At 60.0% G+C, this 15142-nt stretch carries 16 protein-coding genes and 3 pseudogenes; 14 read left to right on the forward strand and 5 right to left on the reverse strand.

Annotated elements, in window-relative coordinates; all coding sequences use genetic code 11:
- From DTW90_RS32245 to DTW90_RS32255, 3 genes are all read left to right on the forward strand, one after another.
- The coding region (locus tag DTW90_RS32245; protein ID WP_149343743.1) for a hypothetical protein at positions 1 to 322 on the forward strand (322 nt) is incomplete at its 5' end.
- A gap of 88 nt (positions 323 to 410) precedes the next feature.
- Positions 411 to 1505 carry a glycosyltransferase family 4 protein gene (locus DTW90_RS32250; protein WP_149343745.1) on the forward strand — a complete coding sequence of 365 codons (1095 nt, stop codon included), beginning with the start codon at positions 411 to 413 and terminating at the stop codon, positions 1503 to 1505.
- A 16-nt stretch (positions 1506 to 1521) separates the two neighbouring features.
- Entirely contained in the window at positions 1522 to 3726 is a 2205-nt protein-coding gene (locus DTW90_RS32255; RefSeq protein WP_149343747.1) for an amylo-alpha-1,6-glucosidase, read from the forward strand.
- A gap of 28 nt (positions 3727 to 3754) precedes the next feature.
- On the opposite strand, the gene DTW90_RS32260 is transcribed toward DTW90_RS32255, so the two are convergent.
- Entirely contained in the window at positions 3755 to 3976 is a 222-nt protein-coding gene (locus tag DTW90_RS32260; protein WP_149343749.1) for a hypothetical protein, read from the reverse strand.
- Between the two features lie 214 nt (positions 3977 to 4190).
- Here DTW90_RS32260 and DTW90_RS32265 point away from each other — a divergent pair, with 214 nt between their 5' ends.
- The 6 genes and pseudogenes from DTW90_RS32265 (at position 4191) to DTW90_RS32290 (ending at position 7917) form a co-directional block, all read left to right on the forward strand.
- On the forward strand, positions 4191 to 4667 hold the full coding sequence (locus tag DTW90_RS32265) for an Hsp20 family protein (protein WP_149343750.1): 477 nt from the start codon (positions 4191 to 4193) through the stop codon (positions 4665 to 4667).
- A gap of 96 nt (positions 4668 to 4763) precedes the next feature.
- Positions 4764 to 5273: an Hsp20/alpha crystallin family protein gene (locus DTW90_RS32270; RefSeq protein WP_149343752.1), complete on the forward strand. Its 510-nt coding sequence runs from the start codon at positions 4764 to 4766 to the stop codon at positions 5271 to 5273.
- Between the two features lie 70 nt (positions 5274 to 5343).
- Positions 5344 to 6375: pseudogene (locus tag DTW90_RS32275) on the forward strand (trypsin-like peptidase domain-containing protein); the annotation flags it as partial.
- 131 nt (positions 6376 to 6506) lie between these two features.
- On the forward strand, positions 6507 to 6758 hold the full coding sequence (locus DTW90_RS32280; RefSeq protein ID WP_210251447.1) for a hypothetical protein: 252 nt from the start codon (positions 6507 to 6509) through the stop codon (positions 6756 to 6758).
- 49 nt (positions 6759 to 6807) lie between these two features.
- Positions 6808 to 7410, forward strand: a complete 603-nt coding sequence (locus tag DTW90_RS32285) for an NADPH-dependent F420 reductase (protein WP_149343754.1) — start codon at positions 6808 to 6810, stop codon at positions 7408 to 7410.
- Positions 7411 to 7413: 3 nt separating this feature from the next.
- Positions 7414 to 7917 carry an SRPBCC domain-containing protein gene (locus DTW90_RS32290; protein ID WP_149343756.1) on the forward strand — a complete coding sequence of 168 codons (504 nt, stop codon included), beginning with the start codon at positions 7414 to 7416 and terminating at the stop codon, positions 7915 to 7917.
- On the opposite strand, the gene DTW90_RS32295 is transcribed toward DTW90_RS32290, so the two are convergent.
- Positions 7914 to 8165, reverse strand: a complete 252-nt coding sequence (locus tag DTW90_RS32295; protein WP_246665139.1) for a hypothetical protein — start codon at positions 8163 to 8165, stop codon at positions 7914 to 7916. The two genes, DTW90_RS32290 and DTW90_RS32295, sit on opposite strands and share 4 nt — an antisense overlap.
- 621 nt (positions 8166 to 8786) lie before the next feature.
- Here DTW90_RS32295 and DTW90_RS32305 point away from each other — a divergent pair.
- Positions 8787 to 9330, forward strand: a pseudogene (locus tag DTW90_RS32305) (MOSC domain-containing protein).
- Positions 9331 to 9347: 17 nt separating this feature from the next.
- On the opposite strand, the gene DTW90_RS32310 reads toward DTW90_RS32305, so the two are convergent.
- On the reverse strand, positions 9348 to 9554 hold the full coding sequence (locus tag DTW90_RS32310; protein WP_149343758.1) for a hypothetical protein: 207 nt from the start codon (positions 9552 to 9554) through the stop codon (positions 9348 to 9350).
- Between the two features lies 1 nt (position 9555).
- A pseudogene (locus tag DTW90_RS37875) lies at positions 9556 to 9755 on the reverse strand (hypothetical protein).
- A 182-nt stretch (positions 9756 to 9937) separates the two neighbouring features.
- Between DTW90_RS37875 and DTW90_RS32320 the strand changes: the two are divergent.
- Complete coding sequence (locus DTW90_RS32320; protein ID WP_149343760.1) at positions 9938 to 10420, forward strand: hypothetical protein; 483 nt, start codon at positions 9938 to 9940, stop codon at positions 10418 to 10420.
- Between the two features lie 84 nt (positions 10421 to 10504).
- A complete protein-coding gene (locus DTW90_RS32325; RefSeq protein ID WP_149343762.1) occupies positions 10505 to 11038 on the forward strand; it encodes a GXWXG domain-containing protein in 534 nt (177 codons plus the stop codon).
- Positions 11039 to 11089: 51 nt separating this feature from the next.
- On the opposite strand, the gene DTW90_RS32330 is transcribed toward DTW90_RS32325, so the two are convergent.
- Positions 11090 to 11599, reverse strand: coding sequence for an SOS response-associated peptidase (locus tag DTW90_RS32330; protein ID WP_188080128.1), 510 nt, complete (start codon positions 11597 to 11599; stop codon positions 11090 to 11092).
- 51 nt (positions 11600 to 11650) lie between these two features.
- Between DTW90_RS32330 and DTW90_RS32335 the strand changes: the two genes are divergently transcribed.
- Positions 11651 to 12238 carry an SOS response-associated peptidase gene (locus DTW90_RS32335; protein WP_149343763.1) on the forward strand — a complete coding sequence of 196 codons (588 nt, stop codon included), beginning with the start codon at positions 11651 to 11653 and terminating at the stop codon, positions 12236 to 12238.
- 232 nt (positions 12239 to 12470) lie between these two features.
- Positions 12471 to 15134, forward strand: a complete 2664-nt coding sequence (gene ligD / locus DTW90_RS32340) for a DNA ligase D (RefSeq protein WP_149343765.1) — start codon at positions 12471 to 12473, stop codon at positions 15132 to 15134.
- Positions 15135 to 15142: the final 8 nt, after the last annotated feature.

Genomic DNA, 15142 nt, shown 5'->3' on the forward strand with positions numbered 1-15142 from the left:
GCGTGATGTGCTTGCCGTTGACGACATCGGCAACGACGAGAAGCGCGCCATCCTCGCATCTTGGGCGTCCGATATCTTTGCCATCGAGTCCATCCCGGCGCTTCGTCTTTATCCCGGCGCGGATCAAGCCGTGTCCTACGATGAGATCATCGACGCGCTGAAGACGTTGGACAAAGACGAACGTCAATCTGGACAGCAAGACGCGTCCAGTTCTTTCGACATCCGCAGGACCCACCGCCGCAGATCACAAGCACGCCGGTTTGGCGGCCTGGGCCCGTGCAGCTACCAGGGAGACCGCCGCCAACAGCTATTCGAGATCTAGACACTGCAACGAACTGCCGCGTGCCTCTTCCAGGACGCGGGCATGATTTTTGCCGACGACTCTTTGCTCAACTGAGGAGGTTTTGCCGATGAAGATCGCTCAGATCGCACCGCTCGCCGAAAGCGTTCCGCCCAAGCTTTATGGTGGAACCGAGCGAATCGTTTCCTATCTCACCGACGCACTCGTCGCCCAAGGTCACGACGTCACACTTTTTGCCAGCGGAGATTCGATTACCGCGGCGAAGCTCGTGTCGTGCTCCGATGTGGCGCTCCGTCTTAATCCTGCCGTCAAAGATCACCTGCCGCATCAGGTCGTGATGCTGGATGAAATCCGTAGGCGGGCGGATGAATTCGATGTGCTGCATTTCCACATCGATCTATTGCATTTCCCAATGATCCGCGAGTTTGCCGACCGCACTGTCACGACGCTGCACGGGCGGCTCGACCTGCCGGACCTCAAATCGTTCTACAAGGCTTTCCCCGATATCCCCCTGGTGTCGATTTCCAATGACCAGCGCCGCCCGATGCCGCCGGTCAACTGGTCCGGTACGGTCTATCACGGCCTACCCACCAATCTTCTCCCGTTCACCGCAAAACCGAAGGGTAACTACCTTGCCTTCCTCGGGCGGATATCACCTGAGAAGCGCCCGGACCGGGCCATCGAGATAGCGGCCAAGGTCGGCATGCCGCTGAAGATTGCCGCCAAGATAGACAATGCCGACAAGTCCTATTGGGAGACTGCGATAGAGCCGATGGTCAAGAGCCATTCGAATGTCGAATTCATCGGCGAGATCAACGAGCATCAGAAGGCCGACTTCCTCGGCAATGCCTGCGCGCTGCTCTTCCCCATCGACTGGCCGGAGCCGTTCGGGCTGGTCATGATCGAAGCCATGGCCTGCGGCACGCCGGTGATTGCATTCGGATGCGGCTCAGTTCCCGAGGTGATCGACAATGGTATCTCGGGCATCCTCGTCGACAGCGTGACGGAAGCGGCCGAGAACGTCGAATGGGCGTTACGGATGGATCGAAAGAAAGTTCGTGCGACCTTCGAGAAGCGTTTCAGCGCAGAACGGATGGCGCGGGACTATTTAGACATCTACCGCAACCTGCCAGGCGTTCGCATGAAGGCGGCCCCGCTACGACGCGCCAATGGTCAAGGCCTTGACCTGCAGGTCGTGGCATAATCCGGAGGCTAACAGTATGTCGATCGCTTCTTTACACGACGGTTCCGCGCCTGCAGGCGGCCAGGGGCCTGTGGCGCAGTTCTTCATCCCGGCGGCCGCCTCGCTGCAGGAGCGACGGCCGCGCACCCTGAAGCACGGTGATACCTTCGCCGTGTTCGATCACAATGGCGATGCGCTTTCCGGGCCGGGCAGCCCGGAAGGCCTGTTTCACGGGGATACGCGTTACCTCTCGCATTTTTACCTGACCATCAACGGCAAGCGGCCGATGCTTCTGTCGTCGACGCTGCGCGACGACAATGCGACGCTAACTTGCGATCTAACCAATCCCGATCTCTTTGATGAAAAGGGGAAGCTCACACTTGGGCATGATCTCATTCATATGCGCAGGACACGCTTTCTGTGGAATGCGGGTTGCTATGAGCGGTTGGCCGTGAGGAACTACGACGAGCGACGACAGCAAGTGCGTATCGAAATTTCGTTCGGGGCGGACTTCGCCGATCTGTTCGAGGTTCGCGGAACCGTGAGGGCGAGGAAGGGCCGCCTTCTTCCGTCCGTGATAGAACAGAACCGCGTCTTCCTCTGCTATATCGGCCTCGACGATCAGAAGCGCGTCACGCAGTTGTCCTTCGATCCGCGCCCGGACGAACTTGGGAGCGGCCATGTCATTTATGATCTTGATCTGGCGCCACATGAAACGCGGTCGCTGTTCATCAAGATAGGCTGCGACCAAGGCGGAGATGAACGTCCAGTTTACCAGTCGTTTTTTCTCGGTCTGCGGGATGCGCGCCGTGCATTGCGCTCCTCTTCCTCGCGCGCCGCATCGATCGTCACGTCCAACGAGATCTTCAACGAAGCGGCACGGCGCAGCGTCTCTGACCTCTACATGCTGATGACCGACAAGCCCGAAGGTCCCTACCCTTATGCCGGCATCCCCTGGTTTAGTACCGTGTTCGGCCGCGATGCGCTGATCACTGCGCTCGAAACGCTGTGGCTCGATCCGCAGATTGCCCGCGGCGTACTTGGCCATCTTGCGGCCAATCAGGCGACCGAGATCGATCCCGCGTCGGATGCCGAGCCTGGCAAAATCCTGCACGAAGTCCGTTACGGCGAGATGGCCGAACTGGGCGAGGTGCCCTTCCGGCGCTATTACGGCAGTATCGATTCCACACCACTCTTCGTCATGCTGGCAGGCCAGTACCTGGGGCGAACAGGCGATCTTGCCACAATCAATCGCCTTCTGCCGAATATCGAGGCAGCGCTCACCTGGATCGATGAGCACGGCGATCGCGACGGCGATGGTTTCGTCGAATACGGACGCCTGACGGAAGAAGGGCTGATCAATCAGGCCTGGAAAGACAGTCACGATTCTGTTTTTCACGCCGACGGCAGTCTTGCCAAAGGTCCGATCGCTATTGCCGAGGTCCAGGCCTATGTCTATGGCGCCTGGCAGGCAGCAGTCGAGATCTTCCGCCGGCTTGGCAGACCGGAGCGTGCAGCAAAGTTTCTTGCACGGGCGGAAGGCCTTCGTAGTGCCTTCGACGCAGCATTCTTCGATGAGGAGCTCGGCACCTTCGTTCTGGCACTCGACGGAAACAAGCGGCCTTGCCGGGTCCGCTCCTCCAATGCCGGCCATGCTCTCTTCACCGGGATTGCATATCCAGAGCGAGCGGCCAACGTTACCAGGACACTGATGAGCGCCTCATCCTTCTGCGGCTGGGGCATTCGTACCATCGCCTCCACCGAGGCACGCTACAATCCGATGAGCTATCACAATGGCTCTGTCTGGCCACATGACAATGCAATGATCGCCAGCGGCCTCGCCCGCTATGGCTACCGGGCTGAAGCGGCGCGCATTTTTGAAGGGCTGTTTGCCTCGTCGACATATATCGACCTGCGCCGCCTTCCCGAACTCTTCTGCGGCTTGCCACGCCAGCGGGCTCAGGGACCGACCTTCTATCCGGTTGCGTGCTCTCCGCAGGCGTGGGCGGCCGCAGCAACCCTCCTTCTGCTGCAATCCTGCCTCGGCCTCGACTTCGAGCCGAATGCCCAGATTATCAGCTTCAACGAGCCGCGACTGCCCTCGTTCATAGATGAGGTAATGCTGCGACACCTACGGGTCGGAAACGGCTCGGCGGACGTCGCAGTTCGCCGCTCAGGACGCAGTGTCGTGGTAGACACCCTCGGTCGACGGGGCGAGGTTCGCGTATTGACCGCCGCTTAGGCAAGCCGCCTCCAGAAAGGCGTCTTGCCTAGTCCAGTTCCTCGTCGTCTGAGACCAGAAGGTCAATCAACAAGGCGATTCTGCCAGTCGGCAGAGGCCGCCGTTCGCTCATCAAGGCTTCGTCGCTACTGACCCACGCGAAGGCTTCCGCCAGTTCAGTCTGGTTGGCGCCCGTCGCCAGGACATCAGCTATCAACGTTTCGTCGACAGGTCCGAGGATGGCGATGACGTCTTCGGAGGTCATTGTCATACCCATTGCTCCTTTTGTTTGCCTGACAAGAATCTGGTGGCCCAAACAAAAAAATCAATTTTTTCCACCGGGTATATCCAAGGTTCTTGAAACGGCAAGCGACTGAATTATATCAATATTGTTCGATCGCCCAATGGGGATCGACAGGTCCAGGAGGCGCCATGTGCTCTTGGCGCCTCCTTGTATCCATGTTGCTTACAAGGAGGATATGGCTATGAGGACAAACCTCGATTTCTCTCCCCTGTTCCGGTCGAGCATCGGCTTCGACCGAATGCTGAACGTGCTTGAGGCTGCAAGCCGCGCCGAGGCGGTCGATAACTGGCCACCCTACGACATCGTCAAGTCCGGTGAGGACGAATACCGCATTGCCATGGCAGTGGCGGGCTTTTCGCAGGACGAACTCACGATCACACAGGAGCAGAACATGCTCTTCGTGTCCGGCCAGAAGGCAAATGCTGATGATATTCAGTATCTGCATCGAGGCATCGCCGGCCGCTCGTTCCAGCGCCGATTCGAACTCGCCGACCACGTCAAGGTGGTGGGGGCTGGCCTCGTCAATGGCCTGCTGACCATCGATCTCAAGCGCGAAATCCCTGAAGAGATGAAACCGCGCCAGATCGCGATCAGCACCGGTGAGGCGCTGCCCCTGGCGGAGACCAAGCAGATCGAAGCAAACAAGCAAGCGGCTTAAGCTTCCAGCAACGCGAACGCGCGCAAAGGCGCCGGGCGACGCCCGGTGCCAGCAACGAGGCCTTGCCGACTGAACCACAAGATAAGGAGAAGAAACATGAGTGTTCGTGATTTGATCCCCTGGGGCCGTAACAATGGCAATCAGGTTCCGGGACTGCCGCGCGATGACGACCGTGATCCCTTCCTGTCGCTGCATCGCGAGGTCAACCGCCTGTTCGACGACGTCTTCCGCGGCTTCGGCTCCGGCTTGCCGTCGTTCGCTACCACCTCTGGCCCCGGTTCCAACTGGCCGAGCGTCGAGATCTCCGACACCGACAAGGAGATCAGGATTACGGCGGAGGTGCCCGGCCTGGAGGAGAAGGACATCGAGGTCCTGCTCGATGACGGCGTGCTAACCCTGAAGGGCGAGAAGCGCTCGGAGACCGAAGATAAGGATCGCCAGTTCACGGAGCGTTATTACGGTCGCTTTGAGCGCCGTATTCCGCTCGGCGTCGAAGTCAGGGAAGATGAGGTTGATGCACGTTTCCGAAACGGCGTGCTGACAATCACTTTGCCCAAGGACGAGAAGGCGCAGTCCCAGGTCAAACGCATCGCTATCAAACATTAAGGAAGAAGCCGGAGGACGTCCTCCGGCTTTTTTCTGCGTCGGCATGCTCGAAACGGAGGACGGAAAACTTATGACTGCGTTCGTAAGGCTAATCAGGCCAATGATCATCGTCTTCACCGTCTCATTGCTTGCCGGCGGTTCTCCGGCCAAGGCGCAGTTCGTGTCCGGGATCGGCGGCAGCGTGCCGACACTTGCTCCGATGCTGGGAAAAGGTAACGCCAGCTGTCGTCAACATCTCGGTTGTCTCGCAGGCGCCCGAAGAGGATAACCCGCTCTACAGTGACCCGTATTTCCGCCGCTACTTCAACCTTCCGGATAAGCCTCAGGCGGAACCGCGTCTAAGCGCCGGATCGGGGGTCATTGTCGATGCGACACGAGGCTACGTGTTGACGAACCATCATGTCGTGGCCAATGCCCGAAAGATCCTCGTGACGCTGAAGGACGGGAGGCGGCTGGATGCGAAGCTTGTCGGCTCCGACAAGGGTACCGACATTGTGGTTCTCCAGATACCGGCCCGCAATCTGACGGCGTTGCCTTTCGGTGATTCGGACGCGTTGCGCGTTGGGGATTATGTTGTGGCGATCGGAAATCCGTTCGGTCTTGGGCAGACTGTCACATCCGGCATTGTCAGCGCGCTTGGCCGAAGCGGCCTTAGTCGCGATGGTTATGAAGATTTTATCCAGACGGACGCCTCGATCAATCCCGGCAACTCGGGCGGCGCATTGGTAACTTTTGACGGGAGGCTTGCAGGGATCAACTCCGCCATCCTCAGGCCGGCTGGCGGCAACATGGTATCGGCTTCGCCGTACCGAGCAAGATTGCCCGAGCTGTCATCGCGCAGCTGGTCGAGCATGGCGAAGTGAAACGGGGGAGGCTAGGCGTCGCAATCCAGGATCTCGATCCCGACATCGCGGCTCCACTTGGCCTGGGTGATGTTCGAGGCGCATTAATTGCAGCAGTTGAGGCTGGATCGCCGGCCGCCACGGCTGGTCTAAAGCCAGGGGACGTTGTCGCAGCCGTTAACGGCCGGCCTGTGCGAGGAGCGGCGGATCTGCGCAACCGTATCGGCCTAGCAGAAGCAGGAAGCCAGATCCAGCTCACCGGGAAGACCGCCACTTCCGAGAAGACAGTCAAAGCACGTGTTGCGGGATCTTGATGGGATCGAGGAGGATGCAGCGATCGCCGCTCGGACGGGCTGAAGAAGGCTTCGGACGACCATCAAAGGAGAACAGAGTGAGCTCTGGGACGTCGAGCGGTGGACCGAACGCGAATGGCAAAGCGTCTCTCGACTCCAAGGCGTATCATGCCTGGATCATCACGCCCACGCCGACCGGCACCCACCTCTGGACAGAGGAGACAATGCAGGGGCCGCTGTGGATCGAGCTTGCGAAGCAGGCCCCCGATATCTTCTGGCGCACGCACCAGACCCTTCTGGAAGATCTCGCGAAGGTTGCTGTCCAGCGCGCCGGATCGCGCACGAAATAAGGCCGGAGCCGTGAAAATCGGCGCACTTCACACAAGTCTGAGAAGCACAATGAGTTACGCAATCATCGGTTTTGGCGCAGTGGGACAGGCCCTCGCCACTATGTTCGCCCGTAAGGGCATAGAAGTCGCTGTCGCCAGCCGGCGATCGCCCGAGGCGCTGGCGCCGCAGGCGAGCGCAATCGGCCCGAAGGTCGTTCCTCAGTCGCTGGAGAAAGCCCTTGAAGCTGACATCATTTTTCTGGCGGTCCCGTTCTGGGGGCACCGGGAGATCGCCAAGAGGCGAGCAAGTTGGCAAGGCAAGATCGTGGTCGATGTTACGAATGCCCATGGTATTCCCGTCGAAGATTTGGGCGGTCTTCCGTCCTCGGACGTGATCGCACGGGCACTGCCCGGCGTCCGACTGGTCAAAGCGTTCAATCATCTGCCAGCAGCGACCTTAGCCGCGGATCCGGCCGTCGGTGGCGGCCGTCGGGTCATTTTCGTTTCGAGCGACGATGACGCGGCAGCTACCCCCGTGCGCGCCCTCGCCGAACAACTGGGCTTCGCACCGGTCTGGCTGGGAAAGCTTGCGGAGGGAGGATCGCTCGTACAGGCGCGTGATAAGAGCTGGGCGCCTCTGATCTTTCAGGACCTGTTCAAGAAGGGGGCGTGAGCAATGTATCACCATGTAATCTGGCCTGAGCGGTACGACCCAAGAATCTCGGCCATCTACGCACTCAACGACATCGACGTGAAGGCGCCGCCCGAAGTGGTCTGGAAGCTGCTCGTCGATGCAGAGAACTGGTCGCGGTACTTCCCCGCCGAAGATCAGGTCAAGATCCTAAGCGGCGAGCGGGAACTGGCCCTTGGAACGCGATACAGCCGCGTAACGGTCGGTTTCCCGATGAGCCTTGTCGTGACGGAATGCGTGCCTGGCCACAGGCTCGCCTGGGCAACGACGGTCGACGGCGACGATACCGGTTCGAGCGCCTACCACGGCTGGGTGATTACGCCCACGGCGGATGGTTGTCATGTACTGACCGAGGAAACGCAGCAGGGTCCCTGGTTCCTCGAGGAACTCGGGCGCAAGCATCCCGGCGCGCTCTACCGTTATCACCAGCTCTGGGTGGAAAGCCTTGCAACAGCCGCGGAAGCGGAACTCGCGCAGAACGTAGGCTAACGCACCTGTCCGCGCGACTGGGCTATCCCCGCTGCAAAGAGCGCGGCCGCCGCGCCGTCGACCGTCCCGGATCCGCCGCCCGCGATTTCATGCAAGGCGCCGCGGGCGAGACCGCCCGTGGGGAGGACTGCATCGATGGCCGGCGTACCGAACGGCAGGCACTCCCTTCGCTTCGCGACGCCGCCTTCCAAAGCGGAGATTCGTTCGCGCAGTTCGGCGTTGGCTAGCTCGCGCGCAGCCGAAGGCATTCACGAATCCTTTGAAATCGTGGTGGATGGGACGACGTCATGTCGGTTGGAAACTTGATTGTTCTCTTTCTGTTCCGTATGGATCTTGGCGTCAAGGTCCCCTTCGAACAGGAATCTATTCCTGAAGATTAGTGATTCGAAAGATTAGCGAGATGAATCAAAACCGTAGCCGCGAGTCGTAAGTAGTTGCCATCATCGAAATATTTTTGTCATGGTGGGCGCCTTGCCTGTGGAAGACCCCCTTGGATATGGAGCCGCGCCCGGCTTCAAACCGGGAGCATCGGAGAAGAGATTGGGAAGACGACGACCGCAGCCGGACAACTCTTCCGGCCCCAAACTGAAAGACGTCCGTCTGCAGACTATCGAGGTCGAATGCAAACCTTGCGGATTAAAGCGCGCGTACGACCGCACCGTATTGGTGAAGCTTCACGGCGCGAGCCTCTCATTCGCGAGGCTGCGAAGGCAGGCCGCGCTGGGGTGTGAAAGAATGACCGGCCCTGACGGCGACAGGTGTCAGACCCGATTTCCGTGCCTTGAAATCCGATCGGTCGAATGAACCAGTTTCGAATTTGCGCATAGAGAGGTAGGACAGGGGAATCCATGGAGGTTACGGAGGATTGGATGGACGGCGCACAGGTGATCGCAGTCGCGACGGACGAAAGGCATCGCTTCTCGAAGGTGCCGGCCGGAAATCCATGTGCTTGCTGGCCTGGGTGTCGCAGGTGACGTGCATCAAGGGGCGACGGTCAAGCACCGCTCACGCGTCCGCGTTGACCCGGCCCAGCCGAACCTTCGACAGGTTCATCTGATCCAGGCCGAATTGCTCGAAGAGCTTGCCGACCATGGTTTCGACGTTGGTCCTGCCGACCTTGGCGAAAACGTCACCACCCGCGGCGTCGACCTTCTCGCGCTACCGCGCGGCACGGTTCTTAAACTGGGCGCGGACGTCGAGCTTGAGGTGACAGGCCTGCGCAATCCCTGTTCACAAATCGAAAAGTTTCGGCCTAGCCTCCTGAAAGCTGTTCTGGGGAAAGGGCCGGATGGTGAGCTTGTGAGGAAGACCGGCGTCATGACCATCGCCCTCAAGGGTGGGATCGTTTCGCCAGGAGATACCATCGTGGTCAAACTTCCCGCTCCGCCGTTGCTCCCGCTGGAAGTTGTCTAGCCCCTAGATGATCCCGACTACCTCGTCTCGCCTTCGTTCATGTCGGCTGGATCGTAGTTGATGTCCCAGTCCTTGACGGGCTTCTTGCCAGGGGGCGTCTTATGCTCCGTCGCATCTTCCGATCCGGTGACGACGGTCGGCTTGGCGCTGGCCACGCCAGATGCCTTCCGGTCGCCGACCGATTTGGCGTACTGGCCCTTCGCGTCCTTTTCGACGTCCGTCATCTCATTCGCCTTTCTGCTTGAGGCCGTCGGAAATTTTTTTGATCTCAGGGTCGGCATTGGTCTCACCGTTCGCTCTTTAGTCCGGTCTGGATCGTCCTTTGCCGGCATGTATCCCGGTGGCGTGTTTTCTTGAGGGCCCTCCCAACGGGGAGACTGGTCGGTGGTGCCCGGCGCACCGTCTTTCGGCTTGTTCATTCCCATGATGCTTTCTCCTTCCGCCGGATTCTGCCAAGCTAACCTTTATCGCGAATGGATGTTCCGTTCCGGCAGTCTTACCGGACCTTTGACAACGACCGACCGCACAACGATTTCCTTCGAATGCGACGGCAAAAGATGGAACTTCGGCCCTTCGACGGACTTCCTGAGCACACAGGAGAACGACGATGGCCGACCCGAAAAATTCCCCAGCAGTGCAGTCTATGGAAATCGAACAGGCCGAACAGCGCGAGCGCGCGGTGAAGAACGATCTCGACACCGGACTTGAAGACAGTTTCCCTGCCTCCGATCCGGTATCCGCTACGCATTCCGCTGTTCCCGCTGGTCGGACCGACGCCGACGAAGCCGATCGTGTCCGACAGCAGTCGACGGAGGAAGAATTTCCGCTTGTCGACCAGGCGCTCCGGTCGACGGGGGAAGGCTGCCACTCGGAGCGGGTCAACGACAGTCGCGATGCTCTGGGCGCTCTTCGGAGGGATGTCGATCGCATGGCGGGCACGGCGACGGAGGTCGCGTCCGGTGCGACGTCTCTCGCAAAGTCCGAGGCTCGCACATTCGTAAAGAGCATCGAGGACAAGATCCGCGAGAGGCCGATCGCAGCAGTCGCGGTCGTTGCAGCTCTCGCCTTCGTATTTGGCGCGACCCGCTAGAACCGCTTGCATCACAGCGAACGGATGTCACTTCATCGGCCAGGAGCATTGCCTCCTCGCCGTCTTACAAGGTTGGAGGTGGCGATGGCGGAAGATCTACAGCTCGCGCGGCGCAAGTGGTTCAAGACGCTCGAACCCGTGCTCCCGGAAGAGATGATCGGTCTCTGGCGCGGATCCGAGATCGCCGCCGATCACCCGTTGGATGGCGTGCTCGAGAACCTCGCGTGGTTCGGCAAACGCTTCCAACCGGATCTGAAGGCCGATGGCCTGCTCTTTCAGTTTACGCCCGGCGTGCTGGTGCCGCTTGAGCCCGCGGCCTTCCCTATAAGACTGGCAATCCGTCTCGCGCCGGTCGGGCGGACCAAGCTGGCACGTGCCATCTTCCCGCATCTACAGCGAGCCCTGCATGCTCATGGGACGACGGCGATGCTTACCCTGCGCATGGTCGACGGCGAGGAGACCGCGGCGATGGTCTACGACAGGCAGCCGATCGCCGATTACTTCCGCAGGATCGATGAAACCGAAGTCGCTGGAATGATGGTCGTTGACGACGACGAGCGGCGCTATTTCTTCCGGCTCCGGAAAGTTGACCCTTCGAACCCGGAGGTCGGTGTTTGACGATCGGATGGCATTCCTTGACGCGGGACGGCGGCAGTTATTGCTCGCACTTTAGACTGCAAGCCGAGGTCGAAAGAAAGTGTTCGAGAGAGGTTTGACACGAAAGGTGCCGGCGGGAAGAGGCCGGAGAATTTCATCTTCCGGCGCAAGCCCGTCTAGCCAATACATCCGCCGATCGCGCGTCAGCACTGCCATCTGCCGGTCGTGGTAGGCAGAAATATCGGCATTGGCTTCGATCGTCAGGATGGCATAGGCTTCCGGCCAAGAGTCCGTCGCGGGTCTCCAAATTCCTGCGAAGTAAAACCAGTCGTCGCTCGCCAGCGAAAAGCTGAAATTTTTCCCGCCACTTCGGTGGCGAAACTCGGATGCCGGCACGAGGCAACGGTGGGTCGGAAATGTCCTTCCTTCAGAACGCACGACATTGACGGCACGGGGACCGCCATCGAACGGGCGCAGCCCCCAAGGGAGTTCCACCATTTCCACATCGCCTTCGTGTCGTCTTATGATGACACGGCGCTCGTCGAGCGGGGCGTCGGATTGGAAAACCGTTGTGTTCATCATATGTAGAACATAGCAAGAACCAGGCTTCACAACAAGAACTGCGAGGAACGCATGTGCAATGACTACCGGCTGATGGTGGATGTGGCATCGATCGTCGAGGACTTCGCCCATCTTAAGATCAAGATCCGTTTTGGCGAGGGTGCGCCGAATCTCGCAGCGCGCGAAGATATCAAGATCACCGATATGGGTCCTATCGTTCGCGCGAACAATAACGGTCCCGCGGATGCGGAGCTTGTTCAACGTCGATGGAGTTGGCCCCAGAACAAGCGGCCCGTATATAATTTCCGTTCCGACGGACGCGAGTTCAACTCCAACCGCTGCCTGATCATCGCCGACGGCTTCTACGAGTTTACCGACCCGACGGATTCGAAGAAGAAACGCAAGGACAAGTGGCTGTTCACCAAAAAGGACGAACCGATCTTTTGCATCGCCGGCATCTGGCGCGAGACCCCGGACGTCGGAGAAGCCTTCACGATGCTGACGATGGAACCGGGACCTGACATCGCACCCTATCATGATCGACAGATCGTCATCCTTGAACGCGACAGCTGGGCGGACTGGCTTGACCCATCTGTCTCGGCGAAGTCATTGATCAGGCCACTTCCCGCCGGCACGCTGAATGTCGAGCAGGTTGGCTGACGGTACCTGCGCTGCCTCGGGGATTGCTCGGGAACAAAATATGCGCTGGACGCTTCTCCGTTGCGAGGTCGCGTGCCGTGTCAACCGGACGTGACAGAGATGACGAACGCAGGGATTTTTCCGGTTTCTCCCTGCGGCCAACGAAACGGCAGTCGAGCGTCCCACCTGTCCGGCCCGCGCCTCAGCTCCGTCGTCGTTCGACGCGGAAGGCGGATATGTACCGGGGACTGCCATGACCAGCGACAAGCTCTCGACCTACAAGCAGAAGCGCGATTTTCAGAAGACGCAAGAACCGAGCGGCGCAGCGAAGCTGAAGGCATCGAACCGCAGGCGCTTCGTCATCCAGAAACACGACGCCACGCGGCTGCATTACGATCTGCGGCTCGAACTCGATGGCGTCTTCAAGTCCTGGGCCGTCACCAAGGGACCATCGCTCGATCCGCACGACAAGCGGCTGGCGGTCGAGGTCGAGGATCACCCGCTGGACTACGGCGACTTCGAAGGCACGATCCCGAAAGGCCAGTATGGTGGCGGTACGGTCATGCTCTGGGACCGCGGCTATTGCGAGCCGGAAGGCAACGAGAGCCCTGAGCAGGCGCTGGCCAAAGGCGATTTCAAGTTTACCCTGGAGGGCGAGCGGCTGCATGGCAGCTTCGTGCTCCTCCGAATGCGCAACGACCGTGACGGCGGCAAGCGCACCAACTGGCTGCTGATCAAGCATCACGACGACTTTTCCGTCGAAGAGAATGGCGCTGCAGTCCTTGAGGACAACGCAACGTCTGTTGCGTCCGGCCGGACGATGGAAGCGATCGCCGCCGGCAAGGGCAAGAAGCCGAAAGCGTTTATGATTGAAAGTGGCGAGGTCCAGGCGGACGCTGTCTGGGACAGCAACCACGGCTTAGCCGCTGACGAACGCAAAGCCGAAACCAAAACCAAAAAGAAGCCGGCATCGACCAGGGCTGCTAAGTCTTCAATGCCCGACTTCATCGCGCCACAGCTCTGCGAAACGCGCGAACGCCCGCCTTCCGCCGATGGCTGGATCCATGAAATCAAGTTCGACGGTTATCGCATCCAAATGCGCATCGAAAACGGCGAGGTCACGCTCAAAACGCGCAAGGGCCTCGATTGGACGGCCAAATATCCGGCGATTGCCAAGTCAGGCGCCGCCCTCCCCAATGCGATCATCGACGGCGAGATTTGCGCGCTCGATGAAAACGGGGCGCCGGACTTCGCAGCACTTCAGGCGGCGCTATCGGAAGGCAAGACGGATGCGTTGGTATATTTCGCCTTCGACCTGATGTTTGAAGGCAATGAGGATCTTCGAGAGCTGCCGCTGACGGAGCGCAAGGATCGGCTGCAGACATTGCTGAGCGATGCAGGCGACGATCCGCGCCTGCGCTTCGTCGAGCATTTCGAGACCGGCGGAGATGCCGTCCTGAAGTCAGCCTGCAAGCTGTCGCTCGAAGGCATCGTCTCGAAGCAGGCGGATGCTCCCTATCAATCCGGCCGCACCGAGACCTGGGCCAAATCCAAATGCCGGGCCGGACATGAGGTGGTGATCGGCGCATATGCCACGACCAACGGCAAGTTCCGCTCGCTGCTGATCGGCGTCAACCGCGGCAGCCATTTCGTCTACGTCGGCCGTGTCGGCACGGGCTATGGCGCCGGCAAGGTCGATTTGCTGCTTCCCAAGCTGCGCGCGCTGGAAACGGCCAAGTCACCATTTACCGGTATCGGGGCGCCGAAGAAGGATCCCAACGTCGTCTGGGTGAAGCCGGAACTGGTGGCGGAGATCGAGTTCGCCGGCTGGACCGCCGACGGGCTTGTCCGCCAGGCGGCGTTCAAGGGCTTGCGAGAAGACAAGCCAGCACGGGAAGTCGTCGCCGAGAAGCCGGTCGAACCAGCTGAGGTGGAAACGCCCGATCCGGTCACACAGGCAAAACTCAAACGGCCCGCAAAGACGCCGCGCAAAGGCGGCAAGGAAGATGTCATGGGCGTGTTGATCTCCAACCCGGATAAGCCGCTTTGGCCGGACGCCAATGATGGCGAGCCGGTCACGAAAGTGGAACTGGCTCGTTACTACGAGGCTGTCGGCTCTTGGCTGATCGATCATATCAAGGGCCGGCCGTGCTCGATCATACGGACGCCTGACGGTATCGGCGGCGAGCAGTTCTTCCAGCGACATGCGATGCCGGGAACGTCGAACCTGCTCGAATGGGTAACGGTCTTCGGCGACAAGAAGCCTTATCTGCAGATCGATCGCATCGAGGGCTTGGCCGCCATCGCCCAGATCGGTGGTGTCGAGCTTCATCCCTGGAATTGCGAGCCGAAACTCTCTGAAGTTCCGGGTCGCCTGGTCTTCGATCTCGATCCGGGTCCGGACGTCCCCTTCTCCACTGTCGTGGAAGCCGCCCGCGAGATGCGTGACCGGCTGGAGGAACTCGGCCTCGTCAGCTTCTGCAAGACCACCGGCGGCAAAGGTCTGCATGTCGTCACGCCGCTCGCCGTGGCCAAGGGTAAGAAGCTGGCGTGGTCCGAAGCAAAGGGTTTCGCGCACGACGTCTGCTTGCAGATGGCGCGCGAGAACCCGGAACTTTATCTGATCAAGATGGCGAAGAACCAGCGCAACGGCCGGATCTTCCTGGATTATCTGCGCAACGATCGGATGGCGACCGCTGTCGCGCCGCTGTCTCCACGCGCGCGGCCGGGCGCCCCCGTGTCGATGCTGCTCACCTGGAGCCAGGTGAAGACGGATCTCGATCCGAAACGCTTCACCATCCGCACCGTGCCGGCGCTGTTGGAGAAGACGACAGCCTGGCAGGATTATTGCGACGGACAGCGCTCGCTGGAGCAGGCAATCAAGCGGCTCGCCAAGTCCATGAAGCAGGCCGCCTGAACGCGCAA

Origin of the sequence: Neorhizobium sp. P12A (genome assembly GCF_008365395.1) — a bacterium.
In the GTDB taxonomy this organism is placed as follows: Bacteria; Pseudomonadota; Alphaproteobacteria; order Rhizobiales; family Rhizobiaceae; genus Rhizobium.

Coding starts and splice junctions, on each gene's coding strand:
- DTW90_RS32250 (WP_149343745.1), top strand. CDS start 411: ATGAAGATCGCTCAGATCGCACCGCTCGCCGAAAGCGTTCCGCCCAAG.
- DTW90_RS32255 (WP_149343747.1), top strand. CDS start 1,522: ATGTCGATCGCTTCTTTACACGACGGTTCCGCGCCTGCAGGCGGCCAG.
- DTW90_RS32260 (WP_149343749.1), bottom strand. CDS start 3,976: ATGACAATGACCTCCGAAGACGTCATCGCCATCCTCGGACCTGTCGAC.
- DTW90_RS32265 (WP_149343750.1), top strand. CDS start 4,191: ATGAGGACAAACCTCGATTTCTCTCCCCTGTTCCGGTCGAGCATCGGC.
- DTW90_RS32270 (WP_149343752.1), top strand. CDS start 4,764: ATGAGTGTTCGTGATTTGATCCCCTGGGGCCGTAACAATGGCAATCAG.
- DTW90_RS32285 (WP_149343754.1), top strand. CDS start 6,808: ATGAGTTACGCAATCATCGGTTTTGGCGCAGTGGGACAGGCCCTCGCC.
- DTW90_RS32290 (WP_149343756.1), top strand. CDS start 7,414: ATGTATCACCATGTAATCTGGCCTGAGCGGTACGACCCAAGAATCTCG.
- DTW90_RS32295 (WP_246665139.1), bottom strand. CDS start 8,165: ATGCCTTCGGCTGCGCGCGAGCTAGCCAACGCCGAACTGCGCGAACGA.
- DTW90_RS32310 (WP_149343758.1), bottom strand. CDS start 9,554: ATGACGGACGTCGAAAAGGACGCGAAGGGCCAGTACGCCAAATCGGTC.
- DTW90_RS32320 (WP_149343760.1), top strand. CDS start 9,938: ATGGCCGACCCGAAAAATTCCCCAGCAGTGCAGTCTATGGAAATCGAA.
- DTW90_RS32325 (WP_149343762.1), top strand. CDS start 10,505: ATGGCGGAAGATCTACAGCTCGCGCGGCGCAAGTGGTTCAAGACGCTC.
- DTW90_RS32330 (WP_188080128.1), bottom strand. CDS start 11,599: ATGATGAACACAACGGTTTTCCAATCCGACGCCCCGCTCGACGAGCGC.
- DTW90_RS32335 (WP_149343763.1), top strand. CDS start 11,651: ATGTGCAATGACTACCGGCTGATGGTGGATGTGGCATCGATCGTCGAG.
- ligD (WP_149343765.1), top strand. CDS start 12,471: ATGACCAGCGACAAGCTCTCGACCTACAAGCAGAAGCGCGATTTTCAG.